This window comes from Microvirga sesbaniae, from assembly GCF_025460805.1.
In the GTDB taxonomy this organism is placed as follows: domain Bacteria; phylum Pseudomonadota; class Alphaproteobacteria; order Rhizobiales; family Beijerinckiaceae; genus Microvirga; species Microvirga sesbaniae.
Genome location: NZ_JAMXFJ010000008.1, coordinates 116188 through 137718 on the forward strand (window position 1 = coordinate 116188; position 21531 = coordinate 137718).

Annotated in this window: 17 protein-coding genes; 11 read left to right on the forward strand and 6 right to left on the reverse strand. The window is 64.9% G+C overall.

The genetic code is table 11. The annotated features are described in order from the left end of the window. The first annotated feature begins 115 nt into the window (after positions 1-115). From OCW50_RS13690 to OCW50_RS13720, 7 genes are all read left to right on the forward strand, one after another. Positions 116-1636 (forward strand): sugar ABC transporter ATP-binding protein, encoded by a 1521-nt coding sequence (locus tag OCW50_RS13690; RefSeq protein WP_262297930.1) that lies wholly within the window; start codon positions 116-118, stop codon positions 1634-1636. Then, positions 1633-2631, forward strand: coding sequence for an ABC transporter permease (locus OCW50_RS13695; protein ID WP_262272369.1), 999 nt, complete (start codon positions 1633-1635; stop codon positions 2629-2631). The genes OCW50_RS13690 and OCW50_RS13695 overlap by 4 nt, the downstream gene beginning before the upstream one ends. A 64-nt stretch (positions 2632-2695) precedes the next feature. Beyond that, positions 2696-3646, forward strand: coding sequence for a substrate-binding domain-containing protein (locus tag OCW50_RS13700; RefSeq protein ID WP_262297931.1), 951 nt, complete (start codon positions 2696-2698; stop codon positions 3644-3646). Between the two features lie 150 nt (positions 3647-3796). Next, on the forward strand, positions 3797-4858 hold the full coding sequence (locus OCW50_RS13705; protein ID WP_262297932.1) for a sugar phosphate isomerase/epimerase family protein: 1062 nt from the start codon (positions 3797-3799) through the stop codon (positions 4856-4858). 19 nt (positions 4859-4877) lie between these two features. Then, positions 4878-6053, forward strand: a complete 1176-nt coding sequence (locus OCW50_RS13710; RefSeq protein WP_262297933.1) for a Gfo/Idh/MocA family protein — start codon at positions 4878-4880, stop codon at positions 6051-6053. A 207-nt stretch (positions 6054-6260) separates the two neighbouring features. Beyond that, positions 6261-6671, forward strand: a complete 411-nt coding sequence (locus tag OCW50_RS13715) for a Fur family transcriptional regulator (protein ID WP_262297934.1) — start codon at positions 6261-6263, stop codon at positions 6669-6671. Positions 6672-6872: 201 nt separating this feature from the next. Then, on the forward strand, positions 6873-7325 hold the full coding sequence (locus tag OCW50_RS13720; RefSeq protein ID WP_262272364.1) for a Fur family transcriptional regulator: 453 nt from the start codon (positions 6873-6875) through the stop codon (positions 7323-7325). A 153-nt stretch (positions 7326-7478) separates the two neighbouring features. Here the strand turns inward: OCW50_RS13720 and OCW50_RS13725 are convergent, their stop codons facing one another. Then, positions 7479-10562 (reverse strand): efflux RND transporter permease subunit, encoded by a 3084-nt coding sequence (locus OCW50_RS13725; protein WP_262297935.1) that lies wholly within the window; start codon positions 10560-10562, stop codon positions 7479-7481. A 9-nt stretch (positions 10563-10571) separates the two neighbouring features. Beyond that, positions 10572-11705 carry an efflux RND transporter periplasmic adaptor subunit gene (locus tag OCW50_RS13730; protein WP_262297936.1) on the reverse strand — a complete coding sequence of 378 codons (1134 nt, stop codon included), beginning with the start codon at positions 11703-11705 and terminating at the stop codon, positions 10572-10574. A 164-nt stretch (positions 11706-11869) separates the two neighbouring features. Between OCW50_RS13730 and OCW50_RS13735 the strand changes: the two genes are divergently transcribed. Next, positions 11870-12442 carry a TetR/AcrR family transcriptional regulator gene (locus OCW50_RS13735; RefSeq protein ID WP_262272361.1) on the forward strand — a complete coding sequence of 191 codons (573 nt, stop codon included), beginning with the start codon at positions 11870-11872 and terminating at the stop codon, positions 12440-12442. A gap of 12 nt (positions 12443-12454) precedes the next feature. Here OCW50_RS13735 and OCW50_RS13740 read toward each other — a convergent pair whose 3' ends face one another. From OCW50_RS13740 to OCW50_RS13750, 3 genes are read right to left on the reverse strand one after another with little or no spacing between them, the layout of a single operon-like run. Then, a complete protein-coding gene (locus tag OCW50_RS13740) occupies positions 12455-13627 on the reverse strand; it encodes a CaiB/BaiF CoA transferase family protein (protein WP_262297937.1) in 1173 nt (390 codons plus the stop codon). A gap of 5 nt (positions 13628-13632) precedes the next feature. Next, positions 13633-14439 carry a 4-hydroxy-tetrahydrodipicolinate reductase gene (gene dapB, locus OCW50_RS13745; protein WP_262272359.1) on the reverse strand — a complete coding sequence of 269 codons (807 nt, stop codon included), beginning with the start codon at positions 14437-14439 and terminating at the stop codon, positions 13633-13635. Positions 14440-14456: 17 nt separating this feature from the next. Continuing rightward, positions 14457-15653, reverse strand: coding sequence for an acyl-CoA dehydrogenase (locus OCW50_RS13750; RefSeq protein ID WP_262269856.1), 1197 nt, complete (start codon positions 15651-15653; stop codon positions 14457-14459). A gap of 140 nt (positions 15654-15793) precedes the next feature. Here OCW50_RS13750 and OCW50_RS13755 point away from each other — a divergent pair, with 140 nt between their 5' ends. After that, positions 15794-16690: a LysR family transcriptional regulator gene (locus tag OCW50_RS13755; RefSeq protein ID WP_262269855.1), complete on the forward strand. Its 897-nt coding sequence runs from the start codon at positions 15794-15796 to the stop codon at positions 16688-16690. Here OCW50_RS13755 and OCW50_RS13760 read toward each other — a convergent pair. Beyond that, positions 16681-17868 (reverse strand): multidrug effflux MFS transporter, encoded by a 1188-nt coding sequence (locus OCW50_RS13760; RefSeq protein WP_262269854.1) that lies wholly within the window; start codon positions 17866-17868, stop codon positions 16681-16683. The two genes, OCW50_RS13755 and OCW50_RS13760, sit on opposite strands and share 10 nt — an antisense overlap. Positions 17869-18292: 424 nt before the next feature. On the opposite strand from OCW50_RS13760, the gene bcsN reads away from it, so the two are divergent. Then, entirely contained in the window at positions 18293-19177 is an 885-nt protein-coding gene (gene bcsN / locus OCW50_RS13765; RefSeq protein WP_262297938.1) for a cellulose biosynthesis protein BcsN, read from the forward strand. A gap of 158 nt (positions 19178-19335) precedes the next feature. Beyond that, complete coding sequence (gene bcsA, locus OCW50_RS13770; protein WP_262297939.1) at positions 19336-21531, forward strand: UDP-forming cellulose synthase catalytic subunit; 2196 nt, start codon at positions 19336-19338, stop codon at positions 21529-21531.

Below are 21531 nucleotides of genomic sequence, written 5' to 3' on the forward strand. Positions count from 1 at the left end.
ACCAGGAGGAAATCAATGCCCGCTCACGCGCCGTCCAGCTGATCCTCGCCCGCACATGCCCCTGACGCCCGTCTTCCGAGCGGAGGCGAGCGATGCCGCTCATCCGGAGCCGTTCATGGAATCCGTTCTTCGCGCAGAGAACATCTCGAAATCCTTTGGACCGATCGAGGTCCTGAGCGGCATTTCGCTGGATCTGAAGCCCGGCGAGGTCCATGCGGTCATCGGCGAGAACGGAGCCGGCAAGTCGACGCTGATGCGCATCCTGTCAGGCCATATCGCGCCCACGAAGGGAGGCCTGCATCTGAACGGCCAGCCGATCACCTTCTCGGGGCCCGTGGATGCGGAGAGCCATGGCATCGTTCTCGTGCACCAGGAAATCCTTCTCGCGCCCGACTTGACGGTGGCGCAGAACCTCTTCCTCGGTCGCGAGATCCGGCGCTTCGGCTTCGTCGACGACAGGGCCATGCGCGAGCGGACGCGGGCGATCCTGCGTGAGCTCGGCACCGGCATCGATCCCGACCGGGAGGTCAGCCGCCTCTCCATCGCGGACCGGCAGCTGGTGCAGATCGCCCGGGCGCTGCTGGTGCCGCACAAGGTGGTCGCCTTCGACGAGCCGACCGCGGTTCTTACGCCGGTCGAGGCCGAGAGCCTGTTCGACATCATCCGGAAGCTGCGGTCCCAGGGCGTCGCCGTCCTCTACATCTCGCACCGTTTGAACGAGGTGAAGGCGGTTGCCGACCGGGTCACCGTGCTGCGCGACGGGCGCCACATCGCGACCCGCGACATCGAAGGCCTGGAGCCGCTCGAGATGGCCCGCCTCATGGTGGGCCGCGACATGTCAAAGCTCTATCCGGACAAGCCGGCAACCGCCTCCGACCAACCCCTCCTCGGCGTCCGCGACATGGTCGTTCCCGGCTATGTGGAGAATGCTTCCTTCACCCTCCATCGCGGCGAGATCCTCGGGTTCGGCGGCCTGATCGGCGCCGGCCGCACCGAACTGTTCGAAGCGCTCGTGGGGCTTCGTCCGGGCCATGGCGCGATCACCCTCGACGGCCAGAAGGTTCATTTCCGCGATGCCCGCGAGGCCATGGCGGCGGGCATCGTCTACCTGTCCGAGGACCGGAAGGGCAAAGGCCTGCTGCTCCAGCAGAATCTCCGGGTCAACCTGACCCTGGCGGCCCTCGAGAAATTCAGCCATGGGTCCTTCATCGACGGGGCCGGCGAGGAGACGGCGCTCGACCGGGCGATCAAGGACTTCGACATCCGCACCCGGCGACGCGATCTTCTCGCCGGACAGCTGTCGGGCGGCAATCAGCAGAAGCTGCTGCTCGCCAAGATGATGCTGGCGGAGCCGCGCATCGTCATCATCGACGAGCCGACCCGTGGCGTCGACATCGGCACCAAGGAGCAGATCTACCGCTTCATCGCCTCCCTGGCCGCCGAAGGCCGCGCGGTCGTCGTCATCTCGTCCGAGATGCAGGAACTGATCGGTCTGTGCCACCGCGTCGTGGTCATGCGCAACGGGCGCGTCGCGGGCGAGGTCGCCCAGGCCGATCTGTCGGAAGATTCCATCGTTTATCTCGCCACCGGCGTCCATGAGGAAAGGGCGGCGGAAATCGCCGCAGGCCACGCATGACCGAAACCGTCCTACGCTCGAGCGCCGAGAAGCGCCGGTTCACCATCGACATGCGGGCCCTCTCCCCCTTCATCGCGCTCGTGGCGCTCATCATCGCGGGCGCGCTGATCAACCCGGATTTCCTGACCGCGTCGAACCTGCTCAACGTGGTGACGCGCTCGGCCTTCATCGCCATCATCGCCGTGGGCGCGACCTTCGTGATCGCCGGCGGGGGGCTCGATCTCTCCGTCGGCTCCATGGCGGCGCTGACGGCCGGCGTCATGATCCTGACCCTGAACAACCTGGGTGGCGGAGACGTGGGCACCCTGGCGCTCGGCATGCTCGCGGCCATCGCCCTGAGCGCGGCCTGCGGACTGGCGAACGGCCTCATCGTCACCTTCGGGCGCATCGAGCCCTTCATCGTGACCCTCGGGACCATGGGCATCTATCGCTCGCTCGTGATCTGGCTCGCGGCCGGCGGCACCATCACCATGCGCAATTTCGAGCTGCGCGAACTCTACCGGCCGGTCTATTTCGACAGCATCCTCGGCGTTCCGATCCCGATCATCGCGTTCCTCGTGGTGGCCGCCATCGGCGCGCTGATCCTCTATCGCACCTCCTTCGGCCGCCACGTGGTGGCGCTCGGGTCCAACGAGGACGTGGCCCGCTATTCGGGCGTGCCGATCTGGCGGGTGCGGACGCTGACCTACATCATCCAGGGCATCTGCGTCGGCATCGCGGTGCTGGTCTACGTGCCGCGCCTCGGCTCGGCCACGCCGACCACGGGCCTTCTCTGGGAATTGCAGGCCATCACGGCCGTGGTCATCGGCGGCACCGCCCTGAAGGGCGGCATCGGCCGCATCTGGGGCACGGTGGTGGGCGCCGTGATTCTCGAGCTCGTCGCCAACATCATGGTGCTGTCGAACTTCGTCTCCGAGTTCCTCGTGGGCGCGGTTCAGGGTGCCATCATCATTATCGCCATGCTCGTGCAACGGTCAGTCCACCGCGGGCGATGAATCCGGTGCCAAGCCCACCGGACGAGGGAGAAAAGGCTTAGTCAACCCTTCAGGGAGGAATGAGATGAAAGCAACGGTACTGAAGATCGCGGTTGCGGCCGGCCTCATGGCCGGCGTCGCCACCGGGGCCATGGCCCAGCAGAAGAACGTGACGATCGGCGTCTCGATCCCGGCCGCCACCCATGGCTGGACCGGCGGCGTCGTCTACCACGCTCAGGAGACGGCCAAGCAGCTCGAGAAGGGCTATCCCGGCCTCAAGGTGATCGTGAAGACCTCGCCGGACGGCGCCTCGCAGGCGAACGCCCTCGACGATCTGACCTCGCAGAAGGTCGACGCCCTGGTGGTGCTGCCCTTCAACTCGGACGAGCTGACGAACCCCGTCCGCGAGATCAAGAAGCGCGGCACCCTCATCACGGTGGTCGACCGCGGCCTCAAGGACCCGTCGATCCAGGACATCTACGTGGCCGGAAACAACCCGGAATTCGGCCGCGTCGCCGGCAAATATTTCGTCGACAACCTGAAGCAGGGCAACGTCGTGGTCTTCCGCGGCATCCCGACCGTGATCGACGAGGAGCGCGTGACGAACTTCGAGAAGGCTCTCGAGGGTTCGGGCGTGAAGGTGATCGACAAGCAATATGCCAACTGGAACCGCGACGACGCCTTCAAGGTGATGCAGGACTTCCTGTCCAAGCACCCGAAGATCGACGCGGTCTGGGCCTCGGACGACGACATGGCGCTGGGCATCATGGAGGCGATCCGGCAGGCCAAGCGCGAGGACATCAAGTTCGTCCTCGGCGGCGCCGGCATGAAGGACATGGTCAAGAAGGTGATGGACGGCGACAAGATGATCCCGGCCGACGTATCCTATCCGCCGTCCATGATCGCCACCGCCATGGGCGTCACCGCGGCGCATTTCTACACCAACGCTCCCATGCGCGGCACCTACGTGCTCAACGCCCAGCTGATCACGAAGGACAACGCCAAGGAGCACTACTTCCCGAACTCGCCGTTCTAATCAGGCGACGTGGCTCTCGCCTCTCCCGCCCGGGAGAGGCGAGGCAACGGCAAGCCGCTCGACCGTCGCGCGGCTTGCCCTTGCCGATCCTTGCCCTTGCCGATCCTTGCCGGTTTCTGCCTTCACTCAAGCCATATCGGGAGTTCACCCATGAAGACCATGAAGGGCCCCGGCCTCTTCCTTGCGCAGTTCGCAGGTGACGAGGCTCCGTTCAACTCGCTCGACGCGATCTGCGGCTGGGCTGCGTCCCTCGGCTACAAGGGCGTTCAGATCCCCACCTTCGACCCGCGCCTGATCGACCTCCAGAAGGCGGCGGAATCGGATGCCTATTGCGACGAGATCGCCGGCATCGTGCGCTCGCACGGCATGGAGATCACCGAGCTGTCCACGCACCTTCAGGGCCAGCTCGTCGCGGTCCACCCGGCCTATGACGAGGCCTTCGACGGATTCGCGGCGCCCGAGGTGCGCGGCAACCCGAAGGCCCGGCAGGAATGGGCCGTGAACCAGATGCTGATGGCGGCGAAAGCCTCCAAGCGCCTGGGCCTGAACGCCAGTGTCACCTTCCCGGGCGCGCTCGCCTGGCCGTTCATGTATCCCTGGCCGCAGCGGCCCGCGGGTCTCGTCGAGACCGCCTTCCAGGAGCTGGGACGCCGCTGGAAGCCGATCCTCGACGCGTACGAGGACGCCGGCTGCGACGTCGCTTATGAGATTCATCCGGGCGAGGACATCCACGACGGCGCTACCTTCGAGCGCTTCGTCGATGCGGTCGGCGGGCACCGGCGCGCCTGCATCAACTACGATCCGAGCCATTTCCTGCTGCAGCAGCTCGACTACCTGGCCTTCATCGACCTCTATCACGAGCGCATCAAGGCGTTCCATGCCAAGGACGCGGAGTTCAACCCGTCGGGCCGCGTCGGCGTCTATGGCGGCTACGAGAGCTGGATCAACCGCGCCGGGCGCTTCCGCTCGCTCGGCGACGGGCAGGTCGATTTCGGCGCCATCTTCTCCAAGCTCGCGCAGTACGACTACGATTCCTGGGCCGTGCTGGAATGGGAATGCGCCCTGAAGCACCCGGAGGACGGCGCGCGGGAAGGCGCCGAGTTCATCAAGGCGCACATCATCCGCGTCACCGAGAAGGCCTTCGACGATTTCGCCGCCGGCGGGACCGACGAGGCGGCCAACCGCCGGATGCTCGGCATCGACGCCGCATAAGCGACAAGGGGGCAGACACATGACGATTGCTGGATCACCGGAACAGAAGCTCAATCGCCGCCTGCGCCTGGGCATGGTCGGCGGCGGGCGCGGCGCGTTCATCGGCGCCGTGCACCGCATCGCCGCCCGCCTCGACGACCGCTGGGAGCTGGTGGCGGGTGCGCTCTCGTCCGATCCCGAGCGGGCGAAGGCCTCCGGCGAGGACCTGCTCCTGAGGCCCGACCGCATCTATGGCGACTTCAACGAGATGGCGCGCCGCGAGCGGCGGCTGAAGGACGGCATCGACGCGGTGGCGATCGTGACGCCCAACCACGCCCACGCGGCGGCCGCGCGCGCCTTCCTGAAGGCGGGCATCCATGTGATCTGCGACAAGCCGCTCACCACCACGCGGCGCGAGGCCGATCAGCTGGCGAAGCTCGCGAAGGATTCCGGTCTGATCTTCGCGGTCACGCACAACTACACGGGCTATCCGCTCGTGCGCCAGGCCCGCGCCATGGTGCAGGCGGGCGAGCTCGGAGCCATCCGGGTCGTGCAGGTGGAATACGCGCAGGACTGGCTCGCGACCCGCATGGAGGAGACCGGCAGCAAGCAGGCGGAGTGGCGCACGGATCCGGCCCGCTCGGGTCCGGCCGGCGCCGTCGGGGACATCGGCACCCACGCCTTCAACCTCGCCGAGTTCATCGCCGGCGACGAGGTCGCCTCCCTGTCGGCGGAGCTGCACACCTTCGTGGAGGGCCGCAGGCTCGACGACAATGCCCACATGATGCTGCGCTTCGCGTCCGGCGCCAAGGGCATGCTCTGGTGCAGCCAGGTGGCGGCGGGCCTCGAGAACGGCCTGCGAATCCGCATCTACGGCGAGAAGGCCGGGCTCGAATGGCATCAGGAGAACCCGAACTATCTCACCTTCTCGCCCCTGGGCGAGCCGCCGCGGACCATCCGCCGCAACGGATACGGGGCCGACGAGGTCTCGCGCGCGGCCTCGCGCATTCCCGGCGGGCACCCGGAAGGCTATCTCGAAGGCTTCGCCCAGCTCTACACGGACGTGGCCGAGCAGATCGCGGCGCGCATCGAGAACCGCGAGCCCAACCCCTTCTCGCTTCAGGTGCCCACGGTCGAGCACGGGGTGCGCGGCGTGCGCTTCATCGAAGCGGCGGTGCGCTCCTCGCAGCGCAAGGCGGCCTGGGTCGATCTCTAGAGCTGCTTCCACTCACGTGGAATCATCTCTCTTCTTTGCCGAGCCGCATTTTCTGTCGGTGAACCGGATCCACTTCACCGAAAAATGCTCTGATCCGCTCCGCACGGGACCGGGCGCACCGGCCCCGTGCAGCTCCCTTGAAATCGACCGCGCAATCATGACCTATAGGGTGATCACGCCCAGACGCGGACGAGACGATTTTTCAAGATGGCTTCCACGCATCAGCATCATGGCCTCGAGGACCTGAACGACACCCAGAAGCGGGTGCACCGGATCCTGTGCTCCGCGCAGAATCCGCTCTCGGCCTATGAGGTGCTCGACAAGATGCGGGCGAAGGGCGCGGTGACGCCTCCGACCGTCTACCGGTCCCTGGACAAGCTGATCGAGAAGGGTCTGGCCCATCGGCTGGAGAGCCTCAACGCCTACGTGGCCTGCAAGCATCCGCACCAGGAGCACGACATGGCGGCTTTCGCCATCTGCGAGAGCTGCGGCCTGGTCCGTGAGTTCACCGACCCGCATATCAGCGAGCGCCTCTCCCATTGGGGCGACGATCACGCCTTCTGCACCAAGAAGGTCACGGTCGAGATTCGCGGCCTGTGCGAGACTTGCTCGAAGTGAGTCTCCCTTCGGGAACATCGGCCTTTTAGATACGTTACTCTGTATCTATTCACCGCGCTTCGCTCCCCGTCTGTGTTCAAATGCCAGATTCCTTTGCGGAATATGCACAGCTGCAAGCGCCACCGGTAATGATAGCACATTGTCAGATTCGCATTTTACCTATATGAATATATAGGTTCCGTAATAACAGGAGTGTGGCTCATGAGCACCAAGGCCCTCAGGAAAGAAGAAGAGGAAAACCTCCTTCGCCGTGCAGACGATCTGTGCCGCCAGAACAATCTCAGGCTCACGCCGATTCGCGAGCGCGTCTATCGCGAGCTGGTCCAGAGCGGCGGCCCGGTCGGTGCCTACGACCTGGTCGATCGTCTCAGCAGCGAGAAGAAGCGCCTCGCCCCGGTCACGATCTATCGCGCGCTCGACTTCCTGCGCGATGCCGGTCTGGTCCACCGTCTGGCCACCCAGAACTCCTACGTCATCTCCCACGGACAGCCGGACGTGAACGCGATGAAGATCATGTTCGTCGATTCCAAGACGGGCGAGACCATCGAGGTTCACTCGACCGAAGTTGCGGAGGCCGTCAGGAAGGCCGCCGAACAGGCCGGCTTCAAGACCGTTTCTCCGTTCATGGAAGTCGAGGGCGAGATCGCCCACTGAGCTCGGACGACGAAAGGCAGAGCCGATCCCTCTGCCTTCCGCCGCCTGAAACGCAAAAGGCCGGGCATTGCCCGGCCTTTTCTTTGTCCTGGAGCTTTTGTCCCGGGGCTGGAGACGAATCCCGACAGCGGAGGCCGCTCGCGGGATCGCGCCTTATTCCGCCGCCAGAGCCTGGCGATGGGGATGCGCCTCTTCGGCTCGGCCGGCCCGCACGGTCTCCTTCGAGATGAAGGTGTAGAACATCGGCACCACGAACAGCGTGAAGATCGTGCCGATCGACATGCCCGACGCGATCACGAGGCCCATGGAGAAGCGGGCCGCCGCGCCTGCCCCGCTGGCGTAGAGGAGCGGCGCGACGCCGAGCACCATGGCGGCCGTGGTCATGAGGATCGGGCGAAGACGCACGCGGGCCGCCTCCTCGATGGCCTCGCGCTTGCTGACGCCGTGCTTCTCCTTCTGCTCGTTGGCGAACTCCACCATCAGGATGCCGTGCTTGGTGATCAATCCCACCAGGGTGATCAGGCCGACCTGGGTGTAGATGTTCAGGGTCGCCAAGCCCAGGTTCAGGAAGATCATGGCGCCGAACATGGAGAGCGGCACCGACATCATGATGATGAACGGATCGCGGAAGCTCTCGAACTGCGCCGCCAGCACCAGATAGATCACGATGACCGCAAGGCCGAAGGCCATGAAGATCGAGCTGCCCTCCTGGATCTCCAGGCGCGACTGGCCGGCATAATCCTCGTAGAAGCCCTGAGGCAGGACCTCCTTGGCGATGGAGCGCAGGGTCGCCAGGCCTTCCGACGTGGTCACGCCGGGCAGCGGCAGCGCCGAGACGGTTGCCGAGTTGAGCTGGTTGAACTGCTCGATGGCGGCCGGCGCGGCATCGGTCTTGATGCTGACCAGGGCAGAGAGCGGCACCATGGACCCGTCGGAGGCCCGGACATAGTACTCGGCCAGGCGTTCCGGGTTCAGGCGGTCCTCCTGCCGGACCTGGCTGACCACGTCGTAGCTCCGGCTGTCGCGGTCGAACTTGGAGATCGGCGCGCCGCCCACGAGGGCCCCGAGCGTGGTGCCGATCTCGGAGACCGGCACGCCGAGCGCGGCGGCCCGATCGCGATCCACCGTGATGCGGGCGCGCGGGGTCTCGTAGGAGATCGAGTTCTGAACGACGATGAACTTGCCGGACTTCATGGCGCGCTGACGGATCTGCTCGGCCACCTCGAAGGCCTGCGACGAGTCGCCGATGGTGCGCAGCACGTACTGGATCGGCAGGCCGTCGCCGCCGCCCGGCAGGGACGGAGGCGCGAAGGCGAAGGCCTGGACGCCCGCGTTCTCGTTGAGGAGGTTCTGGATGTCCTGCTTGGTCACCGCGCCCTTCTTCTCGCGCTCGCTCCACTCCTTCAGCTTGAAGCCGAAGAAGCCGCCGCCGGCGCCGTCGATGCCGACGATGAGGAAGCTGTCGTCGATCTCGGGGATTTTCTCGCCCGCGTTGGTGAACTGCTTCGAGAAGGCCTGCGTGTACTCGGCGGTCGCATATTTCGGCACGTTGACGATGCCGAGATAGGCGCCCTGATCCTCTTCCGGCGCAAGCTCGGAGGAGGTCTTGGTGAACAGGAACACCGTGGTGCCGAGAAGGACGGCCACGATGACCAGCGTCACGCCGCGGTAATCGAGCGAGCCCTTCAGGCGCCGGCCGTACCAGTTCTCGAGCCGAGTGAAGGTGCGGTCCACGAAGGCGGCGAACCGGCCCTGGCCGCCATGCGGCTTCAGGAGCTTCGACGACATCATGGGCGAGAGCGTCACCGCGATGATGCCCGAGATGACCACGGAGCCTGCCAGCGTGAAGGCGAACTCCCGGAACAGCGAGCCCGTCAGGCCTTGCGTGAAGCCGATCGGCGCGTACACGGCCGCAAGCGTGACCGTCATGGACACGATCGGGACGAAGATCTCCTTCATGCCCACGATGGCCGCCTCGACGGGCTTCAGGCCCTCCTCGATGTGCCGGTGGATGTTCTCCAGCACCACGATGGCGTCGTCGACCACGAGACCGATCGCCAGCACCATGGCCAGCAGGGTCAGGAGGTTGATCGAATAGCCCAGCGCATAGAGGAAGAAGCACACGCCGATGAGCGAGAGCGGGATCGTCACGATCGGGATCAGCACCGACCGGAAGGAGCCCAGGAAGAGCAGGATCACCACCACGACGATGAGCGCCGCTTCGCCGATGGTCTTGAACACCTCCTCGATCGAGGCCGAGATGAAGTTCGAGGCGTCGTAGACGATCTCGACGCTCATGCCCTTCGGCAGGGTCGGACGGATCGAGTCGATGGCCGTCGTGACGGCGGCCGCGACGGTCAGCGGGTTGGCCGACGGGGTCGGGGTGATGCCGATGAACGTGCCCTGGCTGCCGTTGAAGCTGACGATGGTGTCCGTGCTCTCGGGCCCGAGCTCCACGTCCGCCACGTCGCGCAGGCGCACCACCTGATCGCCCTGGGAGCGGATCGGCAGCATGCTGAAGGTCTCGGGCGTCTGCAGGGTGGTCTGCATGTCGAGGCGGTAGGCGACGTACTCGCTCTGCGTCTTGCCCGGCGCCGCGAGGAAGTTGTTGGCGTTGATCGCCTGCACCACGTCGCCGGCCGTCACGCCGCGGGCCGCCAGACGGACGGGATCGAGCCAGACGCGCATGGAGAAGTCGCGCCCGCCGAGGATCTCGGCGTTGCCGACGCCCTCGAGCGTCGCGAAGCGCGGCTGCACCACGCGGGTCAGGAACTCGGAGACCTGCTCCGGATTCATCTCCGTGCTGCCGAAGGTGATGTACATGAGGGCGAAGCTCTGGCCCGTGCCCTTCATGATCACCGGATCCTCGGCCTCCGAGGGAAGCTGGGCGCGGACCTGCTGCACCTTCGCGGTGACCTCGGTGAGAGCCGCGTTCGGATCCGTGTTCAGACGCATGCGCACCGACACCGTGCTGATGCCGAGGCGGCTCTGCGTCGTCACGTAATCCACGCCTTCCGCGCTCGACACGGACTTGGCGATGGGCGTGCTGATGAAGCCCTGGATCAGGTCGGCGCTGGCGCCCGTATAGGTCGTCGTGATCGTGATCGTGGTTTCCTCGACCTCGGGATACTGACGCACCTGCAGGTTCATCAGACCCTGCGCGCCGAGCAGCAGGATCAGGAGGCTCACCACCATCGACAGGACGGGGCGGCGGATGAAAAGTTCAGTGAAACTCATGGCTGATGCCTACTGACCGCTCGCGAGCTTCGACGTGTCGAGCTTCGTCACGTCGATGGAATTGTCGATTTTGACGACCGCCCCGGACTGCAGCTTGTTCTGCCCGGAGGCGACCACCTGCTGGCCCGGGTTCACCCCGGAGACGATCTCGAGAGCGCCGCCGCGGCGGCGGCCGGTCTTCACGAAGACCTGCTTGGCGATCAGGACCGGCTTGCCGTCCTTCTGCTCCTCGTCGATCGTGTAGACGTAATCGCCGTAAAGGCTGGCGATCACGGCCGTCTGCGGCACGGTCAGGACATCGGGCTGCTGCGGCAGGATCACCTCCACGTGGAGGAACTGGCCGGGGAGGATCGCGCCGTCCTTGTTGTCCTCGACGACAGCCTGGACCGAGACGAGCCGTGTCTTGGGATCGACGCGGGGGTCCTTGCCGATGACGCGGCCCTTGAACGGAAGATTGCCTTCGGTCGTACCCAGGTGGATCTCCTGGCCGAGCTTGACCTCGCTGGCGCGCTGCTCCGGAACCGTGAAGTCGACCTTCATCGACGACAGGTCCTGGAAGCTCGCGATGACCGTCCCGGGCTGCAGATATTGCCCGACATCGATCCGCGGAATGCCGATCACGCCCGAGAACGGCGCCTTCAAGGCCTTCTGCTCGATCGTCGCCTGCAGCCGCGCGAGGCGGGAGCGGGCCGCCGCGAGCAGGGCGCTGGCCTGGTCGAGATTGGCCTCCGTGCCGTAGCCGCGCGCCGACAGGGCCTTGGCGCGCTCGAAGCTGCTCTCGGCCGTCTTGACGTTGGCCTGGACATCCTGGATGTCGGCGCGCTCGACGGAGTCGTCGAGCTGGACGAGAACCTCGCCCTGGCGGACCTCCTGGTTCGCCTTGAACTTGATCTGGCTGACGATGCCGGCCGTCTCGAAGGCGAGTTCGACACCGTTCGCCGCTTTGGCCGTGCCGATGGCGCTGATGCTGGGAGTCCAGGTCTTCGCCTCGACCTTGGCGGCCGAGATCGTCTGCGGCGGCTGCTGCATCGTGGCGAAGAACTGGGTGATCATCTTGTCGCGGAAGAAGTTGAACCAGACCAGTCCGGCGCAAAGTCCGATTGCAAGAATGAAGACAAGAGCAACTACAATGCGCCGTTTCATAGGCTTTTTCCGAGAGTTAGGGCTCAATCCTCAAGCCCTGTACGACTATGGTGGGTGCGGCAATAGCGTAACTTTACCTTGACGCCAAGGCCGTGAGAGTGAATTTCTATACCGTCTGGACGGTTTAGTTGCAAGTGCGACGACGCACGAGACAAGAGATGTAGATGCTGTTTTCCTGTACCAGAGGCCGAAAAAGTTCCCGGGAAAAGATTCTCGACGCCGCTGCAGAACTCGTCGGCGAGATCGGGGCCGGACGGCTGACGCTCGAATCCGTGGCCGAGCGCGCCGGGCTCAGCAAGGGCGGGCTTCTGTATAATTTTCCGACCAAGGACGCGCTTCTCCAGGCCATGATCCAGCGCATGATCGACCAGGTCGCGTCCGAAAAGGATGCTTTGCGCGAACAGGCCGCCCCCGGACCCAACCGCGAGGCACGGGTCGTGACGAAGACCCTGCTGAACTTCTGCTGCGGCGGAAAGATGCAGGACATGGCCACCGGCATGATGGCGGCGACGGCCGAAAACCCGAGCCTTCTCGATCCCGTCCGTCAGGTGATCAGAACCACCCTGGAGCAGCTCAAGGCGAATTCGGACGATCTGGACTCCGCCCTGCTGGGCTGGCTCGCCACCGAAGGGCTGAGCAGCCTGGAGATGCACAAGCTCAGCCCGTTCTCGGAGGAGGACCGGGAGCGGATCGTGAAGGCGATCGACCGGCTCGTCAGCAAGGGCATCGCTCAATAGCGCAGGCGGGCCTCAGGCCATCCAGGACGGATCGTGCAGGACGTCGTCCGTGTGCTCCCCCAGACGCGGCGACGGCCGGCCCGCCACCATCGGCTGCCCGTCCATGACGATGGGCGAGCGGACGGACGGAATGGTTCCGCCCTTGGCCGCTTCGGACGGCAGGTCGATCCTCATGCCCCGGGCGACGACCTGCGGGTCGTCGAAGACGTCGGCCACCGTGTTGATGGGTCCGGCCGGGACCCCCTGCCCTTCCAGGGCCGACAGCAGATCCTCCCGGGTGAACGCCAGGGTCAGCTCCGTGAGCAGGGGCACGAGCGCGGCCCGGTGGCGGACGCGGCCCGCATTGGTCCGGAAGCGCTCGTCCTGCGCCAGGTCGGGCTTGCCGAGAACGGACACGAAGCGGGCGAATTGCCCGTCGTTGCCCACCGCCACGATCACATGGCCGTCCGCGACCGGAAACACCTGATAGGGCACGATGTTGGGATGGGCGTTGCCCATGCGCCTCGGGGACTTTTGGGACGCCAGGTAGTTCATGGCCTGATTGGCCAGCACGCTCGTCTGCACGTCGAGGAGCGCCATGTCGAGATGCCCCCCCTGGCCGGTCCGGTCGCGCCGGCGGAGCGCCGCCAGGATGCCCACGACCGAATAGACGCCCGTGAAGATGTCCACATAGGCGACGCCGATCTTCTGCGGCTCCCCTTGAGGGTCCCCCGTCAGGTCCATGATGCCGCCGAGGCCCTGGATCATGAAATCGTAGCCGGCCCGGGCCGCATAGGGGCCGTCCTGCCCGAAGCCGGTGATCGAGCAATAGACCAGGCGCGGGTTGACGGCCTTCAGGCTCTCGTAGTCGAGACCATACTTCTTCAGCCCGCCGACCTTGAAGTTCTCGATCACCACATCCGCATGGGCCGCCAGCCTGCGCACGAGCTCCTGCCCCTCGGGCGTCTCGAAATCGACCGCCATGGAGCGCTTGCCGCGGTTGCAGGCATGGAAGTAGGCCGCCGAGAGATCGCCCCCGTCCGCCCCTTCGACGAAGGGCGGGCCCCAGCCGCGGGTGTCGTCGCCGGCACCCGGGCGCTCCACCTTGACCACGTCGGCGCCGAGATCGGCCAGCAGCTGGCCGACCCAGGGGCCCGCGAGGATGCGCGCGAGTTCGAGGACTTTGAGGCCTTCGAGCGGTTTCATGACGGTCAATCCATCACGGCGTCGAGGCCGCGCTTCAATCCGATGAACGACAGGACGCGACGGGCGGCCAGCAGGGTGCCGGCCACATAGGGAGCCGCCGAGGAGCCCGCATCGTGGCGGATCACGAGCCGCTCGTTGTCCGCCCCGAACACGGCCTCGCAGGACAGGACGAAGGACGGCACGCGCAGCGAATGCACCTGCACCGGCTCCTTCGCCCCGAGCGAGCCGCCGCGGGTTTCGCGGACCCCGGTCAGATCCTGGATCGGCTTCGACGTGGCGGGCAGGCGCACCTCGCTCAGGAGCTCCGCCAGCTCGCGGGCGGTCCCGGACGGCGTGTCGGGCTTCTTGGCGGAGGCGTAGTCGATGACCTCCACGTCCGGGACGTAGCGGGCCGCCTCCAGGGCGAAGCGGCGCAACAAGGTCGCGGTGATCGAGAAATTGCCGGCCGCGAGCACGCCACGCTCGGCTTCAAGCGCCCGGCGATCGATCTCGGCATAATCCTCGGCGGACAGTCCGGACGTGCCGACGACCACATGCCGCCCCTGGGCCAGCGCCGTCAGGGCATGAGCCTTGACCGCACCCGGCTTGGTATAGTCGATCACCACGTCGGACGGGGCCTCCAGGGCCTCTTCCAGCGTGGCGCTGACCTGTACCCCGAGGCGGGCAAGCCCTGCCGCTTCGCCGGCATCCCGGCCCGCCGCGCTGCGGCTGACCGCTCCCACGAGCAGGAGATCGTCGGAGGCGGCAATGGCCGCCACGAGGGCTTTACCGACCCAGCCGGTCGATCCCGCCAAGGTGATCCGAACTGACATGCGCTACCAGTCTCCTCTCAGAAGAACGCCTGCAGGCCCGTCTGCGCGCGGCCCAGAATCAGGGCGTGCACGTCGTGCGTGCCCTCGTAGGTGTTCACGGTTTCCAGGTTCTGCGCATGACGCATGACATGATATTCCTCTTGGATACCATTGCCGCCGTGCATGTCGCGGGCCTGACGGGCGATCTCCAGAGCCTTGCCGCAATTGTTGCGCTTGACCAGGGAGATCATCTCGGGCGCGACGCGGCCCTCGTCGAAGAGACGGCCGACCCGAAGCGAAGCATGCAGGCCGAGGGTGATCTCGGTCATCATGTCGGCCAGCTTCTTCTGCACGAGCTGCGTCGCGGCGAGCGGCCGGTCGAACTGCTTGCGGTCGAGGGTGTATTGGCGCGCCCGGTGCCAGCAATCCTCCGCGGCGCCCAGGGAACCCCAGGAAATGCCGTATCGGGCCCGGTTGAGGCAACCGAAGGGTCCCTTGAGTCCGGACACGTTGGGAAGGAGGGCATCCTCGCCCACCTCGACGCCGTCCATGACGATCTCACCGGTGATCGAGGCGCGCAGGGAGAGCTTGCCGCCGATCTTCGGCGCCGAGAGGCCCTTCATGCCTTTTTCCAGGACGAAGCCGCGGATCTGGTTGTCGTGGGCCTCCGACTTGGCCCAGACGACGAAGACGTCCGCGATGGGAGAGTTGGAAATCCACGTCTTCGAACCGGTCAGCCGGTAGCCGCCGTCGGTCTTGACCGCGCGGGTCTTCATGCCGGCCGGATCGGACCCCGCGTCCGGCTCCGTGAGGCCGAAGCAGCCCACGAACTCGCCGGAAGCGAGCTTCGGCAGGTATTTCCGGCGCTGCTCCTCGGACCCATACGCATAGATCGGGTACATGACGAGGGAGGACTGCACGCTCATCATCGAACGATAGCCGGAATCGACCCGCTCGACCTCGCGCGCGACGAGGCCGTAGGCCACGTAGGAGGCGCCCGCGCAGCCGTAATCCTCGGGCAGGGTCACGCCGAGAAGTCCCAATTCACCCATTTCGTTGAAGATCGAGCGATCGGTCTTCTCCTCGCGATAAGCCTCGATCACCCGCGGCAGGAGCTTCTCCTGGGCATAGGCGCGAGCCGTATCGCGGATCATGCGCTCGTCATCCGTCAGGAGATCGTCGAGGAGGAGCGGGTCGTCCCACTTGAGCTTCGCGTAATCCTGAGCACCGGCCATGACAATCATCCTTCCCAGAGCGTGCGCGGTCAGCCGTGAAGGCTCACCAAGGCTGTGAATTTGGGCGGCAAAATCGCGCTGGACAGGAGAAATGTAAATCGACATCTTCGCAGCAGGTTATTCTGAAATGGAATGAAGGTTTGTTTCGTCGCGGCTTTCTGCCCAATGTTGGCAACCTCCTGGCCTTCGAGGCGACGGCCCGTCACGGCAGCGTGTCGAGAGCCGCCGAGGAGCTGAACCTGACGCAGAGCGCCGTTTCGCGTCAGATCCAGCAGCTGGAGGAGTCCCTCGGGGTCTCCCTGTTCAGCCGCACGCGGCAGCGGGTCGTGCTCACCGATGTGGGACGCATGTACGCCTCCCAGGTGCGCGGCACCCTGTCCGAACTCTCCAACGCCACCCATCAGGCGATTGCGCTTTCCGGAACGAGCGGCGTTCTGAACCTCGCCACTCTGCCGACCTTCGGCACGCGCTGGCTCATCCCGCGCATCCCCGACTTCTTCGCCCGCCATCCCGGCGCAACGGTCAATTTCGGCGTACGCCTCGTCCCGTTCGACTTCGCCGCCGAGCCCTTCGATGCGGCCATCCATTTCGGCGAGCCGCACTGGCCTGGCGCGGTCTGCGAGCTTCTCAGGACCGAGGAAGTCGTGCCCGTCTGCAGTCCGGTCTACCGGCAGCGGGAAGGCCTGCTTTCGCCTCAGGATCTCACCCGTGCCACCTTGCTTCAGCAAAGCACCCGGCCGACCGCATGGGCGGAGTGGTTCGCCAGCGTCGACGTCGAGGCCGGCAATCCTCTGCGCGGCCCCCGCTTCGAGCAGTTCGCCATGGTGGCCCAGGCCGCGGCGGCGGGCTTGGGCGCCGCACTCATCCCGCATTTCCTGATCGCCGACGAACTCGCCTCAGGACGTCTCGAGATCCTGTTTCCCCATGCTCTCGTCAGCGGCGGCGCCTATTATCTCGTCTATCCCGAGCACAAGGCGGAGACGCCGCTCCTGCGTTCCTTCCGCGACTGGATCCTGGGAAAGATCCGTCAGGGGTAGGCTTGCTTCGGCTTCATGGTGCGGAAGCTCAGGGTGAATGCCACGATCCCGCAGACCACGATGGCGCTGACCATCGAAAGCGGCGTGCCATTATAGAAGGCGCTGACCAGCACGATGATGACGGCACCGGTGCTGAGCTGCAGGGTGCCCATGAGCGCCGAAGCGGTTCCGGCGACCGGACCGTGTTCCTCGAGCGCCAGCACGGCGGTCGAGGGAATGACATAGCCGAGACAGCCGAAGGAGACGAAGAGCAGCCCCCACAGAACATAGGCGTTGTCGACACCGAGAATCGTGAGCGCGAACAGCAGGATCACCAGGGCGGCGAAGGCCGAGATGGCGGTTCTCACCACCCGCTCCGCCCCGAAGCGTCGCATGAAGAAGCTGTTGAATTGCGCACTGCCGATGAACGCGATGGCGTTCGACGCGAAGACCATGCTGTAGGCCGAGGGAGTCAGGCCGAAATGCTCGATGAAGATCACCGATGATCCAGCCAGATACGCGAAGAAGCTCGCCTGACTGAAGCCGCCGATGAAGGCAAGCCCCAGAAAACGGCGGTCCTTCAGGAGGCTTCTGTAGGTCGCGAAGGCCTGCGCGACGCCTTTTCCCCCGGCATTCGACCGGTGGGTTTCCGGCAGGAGGAAGAGGACGACAGCGAGGCCCGCCAGGCCGATGGCTGCAATGGCCCAGAAGATGGCCCGCCAGCTGAAGAACGCCGTCAGAGTGCTGCCGGCAAGGGGCGCCAGAATGGGCGAGACGCTGAAGACGAGCATGGTCGTCGCCATGAGCCGGGCCGCCTCATGCCCGGTATGCAGGTCACGAATGATCGCCCGGGGGATCACCATGGCGGCGCAGGAGCCGACGCCCTGGAGGAACCGGAAAGCGATGAGCGTCTCGACATTCGGCGCAAAGCTGCACCCGATCCCCGCCAGGATGAAGAGCCCCAGGCCGAAATAGAGTGGCGGCTTGCGGCCGAACCGGTCGGAGAGCGGCCCATAGGCGATCTGGCAGACCGCCACAGCCAGAAAGAAGCTCATCAGGCTCATCTGCACGGCGCTGACGTCGACCTGGAATTCGCGGGCGATGGCCGGAAAGGACGGCAGATACATGTCGATGGCGAAAGGCCCGACCGCCGAGAGCATGCCGAGGACGAGCGCATTGCGCAAAAAGGCGGAATTCATGGAGAACGGCTTTCCTAGGCCCCGACCGCAGGCCGGGATAGAGAAAACGGCCCGCCCATGGCAGGAACGGGTCAGGCAATGCGGGCAGAAAGGATCCGAGAGCACCTCGGGCCGTGAGAACCGGAGGCGTGCAGCTTGTATGCCTTCCCGTGCGCGGGTTCAAGACGGTCGTCACCCGCGGCCGGATTATAGTCCGCTCTGGCCATAATGCTTACGGTTCGTTAACCATGACTGGTCATAGCTGATTAACCATCCGACCGGACGGGCTGATCCGCAGAAGACCTGTCCTCACGGGCGACCGGCTCCAGATTCATCAAAGTCCTACATGACCGCCTTGATCCCTCCGCATCAGACGAATCCCGGTGTTTCGCGGTCCGCATCGCAGACGGGCACGGTCGCCTGGGGAGTCGCTTGGGGAGCGGCCATGTTTCGCAAGTCATTGGGTCTTCTTGCTGCCGGCGCGGCTCTGATGACGGTCGCTGCCTGCGCGGGCCGCTCGGATCTGGGCTTTGCGAGCCTCATGACGGAAGTTCCAGCCACGCGCGCAATCGTCGTTCCGCCACCCGGCGGTCCATCCGTCGTTGCTGTCTTGCAGCAGCAGTACCAGAACGGCCTTTCGCAGGAGATCGCCCTCTCGACGGCCTCACGGACGACGGGGCAGAACGCCTTCTATGTCAGCCTGCTGAACAATACCTCCGGCAGCATGGATATCTCCGATAGCCTGTCCCTCCCCACTCTGACGCCGGACCGAATTCAGAGAGAGATGGAAGAGCGTATTCCGGGCGTCGAGATGGAAACCTCGCTGGTCTACGTTCAGAACCGGTTCGGCCCCTTCGGCTTCGCCACGGGACGGTCCGCCACCGGCGACCTGTGCCTTTATGCCTGGCAGCGGATCGAGCCCGGCGAGCCGGCGATCTTCGTGCCTGGTGGCGCCGTCTCGGTCCGGTTGCGTCTATGCGATGCAGACGCCAGTGTCGATCAACTGTTGCGTGTCTTCTACGGTTACTCGATCGCGGCCTATTATCGTCAGGAATCGTGGAATCCGTACGGAGATCCGCCCTCGCCGCCGGCCAGTTTCGGGGAACGGGATGCGCCCATGTACCCCCTGGGACTCGGTGACCGCGGAGGAGGCACGACGGTCGTTCGCCGGCGGATCGTGTCTGGCGAGCCTCGCCGGTCCGTTCCTGCGGGAGTGCCGAGGCGTGCTGTCGACAGGGATGCGGTCGCGCCGGCCGCGCCAGTCCCTGCCCCCTCGGAAACGGCGCCGCCGGCCGGGTTCCCGGTCGTCCCGCCGCCGCCCGCCCAGTAGCGCGAGCATTCGCATAACGTTATTTCATAAGATAACGCTCTATTTACTGCTGTGACATTAGGCCTAATCAACACTGGCGATATATTAATGGACCCGACTTTAGTCTTGGACTAAGCGTGCAATCTCCCACGCGAACATCTTAGCTGAGAATCCAGGCGATGCGGGCAGGTCTTATCGTGGCCTTGTGGGCTGTGGCGGCGGTATTGATCGTCTCGATCGTAGCTCTCCCCATCAGCCTCCAGGCACATCTCGTTGCAGGCCTCACGGTCGTGGCCTGCATGATCATCCTCAAGTTCTTCCGCGCCCAGGGCATCTGGCGCCTGATCGCACTGGCTCTCGGTACGGCGATCGTCCTGCGCTACGTTTTCTGGCGCACCACCAGCACGATCCCGCCGATCACGGAGATCGCGAGCTTCATCCCGGGCTTCCTGCTGTATCTGGCCGAGATGTACAGCGTCATGATGCTGTTCCTGAGCCTTTTCGTGGTGTCGAGCCCCCTGAAATCGCGCAAGGCACCGCGGATCGACCCGCAAAATCTGCCGACCGTCGATGTCTTCGTCCCGAGCTACAATGAGGGCGCCGATCTCCTGGCCACGACCCTGGCGGCCGCAAAAGCCATGACGTACCCGACGGACAAGGTTACGGTCTGGCTTCTGGACGACGGCGGCACGGACGAAAAGTGCAATTCGAGCAATGTCGCCACGGCCCAGCAGGCCCGCGAGCGGCGGGCCGAATTGCAGGCGCTTTGTGACCTCATGGAGGTCAAGTATCTGACCCGGGCACGCAACCTGCATGCCAAGGCCGGCAATCTCAACAATGGGCTGGAGCACTCGACCGGGGACTTGGTGGCCGTGTTCGATGCCGACCATGCCCCGGCGCGCAGCTTCCTGACGGAAACGGTCGGATATTTCACCACGGACAAGAACCTGTTTCTGGTTCAGACCCCACACTTCTTCATCAATCCAGATCCGCTCGAGCGCAATCTGGGCACCTTCCAAACGATGCCGTCGGAGAACGAGATGTTCTACGGGGTGATCCAGCGCGGTCTCGACAAGTGGGACGCGGCCTTCTTCTGCGGTTCGGCCGCCGTGCTTCGACGCGAGGCCCTCCAGGAGACCAACGGCTTCAGCGGCGTGAGCATCACCGAGGATTGCGAGACGGCCCTGGAACTCCATTCCCGCGGCTGGACGAGCGTCTATGTGGACAAGCCGCTGATTGCGGGTCTGCAACCGGACAGTTTCGCCAGCTTCATCGGTCAGCGGTCACGCTGGGCTCAGGGCATGATGCAGATCCTGCGCTACAAGTTCCCGCCCTTCAAACGCGGACTGAAGATCTCGCAGCGCCTTTGCTACATGTCGAGCAGCATGTTCTGGCTGTTTCCTTTCTCGCGGTTCTGCTTCCTCGTCTCGCCGCTCTGTTATCTGTTCTTCTCGCTGGAAATCTTCACTGCATCCGGAGGCGAATTCCTCGCCTACACCTTCACCTACATGATGGTGAACTTCATGATGCAGAACTATCTCTATGGTCGCTATCGCTGGCCGTGGATCTCGGACCTCTACGAATACATCCAGACGATCTACCTGCTGCCCGCAGTCCTTTCGGTGATCGCAAATCCCAGCAAACCCACCTTCAAGGTCACGGCGAAGAATGAATCGATGGAGGAAAGCCGCGTTTCGGAACTGGGGACGCCCTACTTCATCATTTTCGGCATCCTGATCCTAGGCGTCATCGCCACCGGCATCCGCGTCTGGGCGGAGCCCTACAAGGCCGACCTCACCCTGGTGACGGGCGCCTGGAACGTTCTCAACCTCATCATCGCAGGCTGTGCCCTCGGCGTGGTGTCGGAGCGGGCCACGCGGCGCCAGAGCCACCGGGTGCGGGTCGAACGACCCTGCCGCTTCATCATGGGCGATGAGATCATCGATGCGGTCCTGAGAGACGTTTCCGTCGGCGGCGCAAGAGTTCACGTCCCGCCTTCCGCCGAGCCCAAGCTGAAGAAGGGGGCGTCGGGCACGCTCGAATTCCAGCCTTTCACCAGTCTTCCGGTCCAGCATCTGCCGATGGAGATCCGTAAGGTCGGCATGGACGACAAGGGCCTGCTGCTCGGCTGCCGATTCATGATCGAGAAGCCCGAACATCGTCGGATGATCGCCGATCTCGTTTTCGCCAATGCGGATCAATGGAGCGAATTCCAGAAGAACCGGCACCATGACATCGGCGTCCTCCGCGGCACGCTCTGGTTCTTCATGGTCGCGTTCTATCAGACTGGGCGAGGCCTCTCCTATTTCTTCGGCCTGCAGAGGATCGGCGCCTCCAACCCTCCGGCGCCGTCCGTGGCTCCAGCCGTCAAGTAG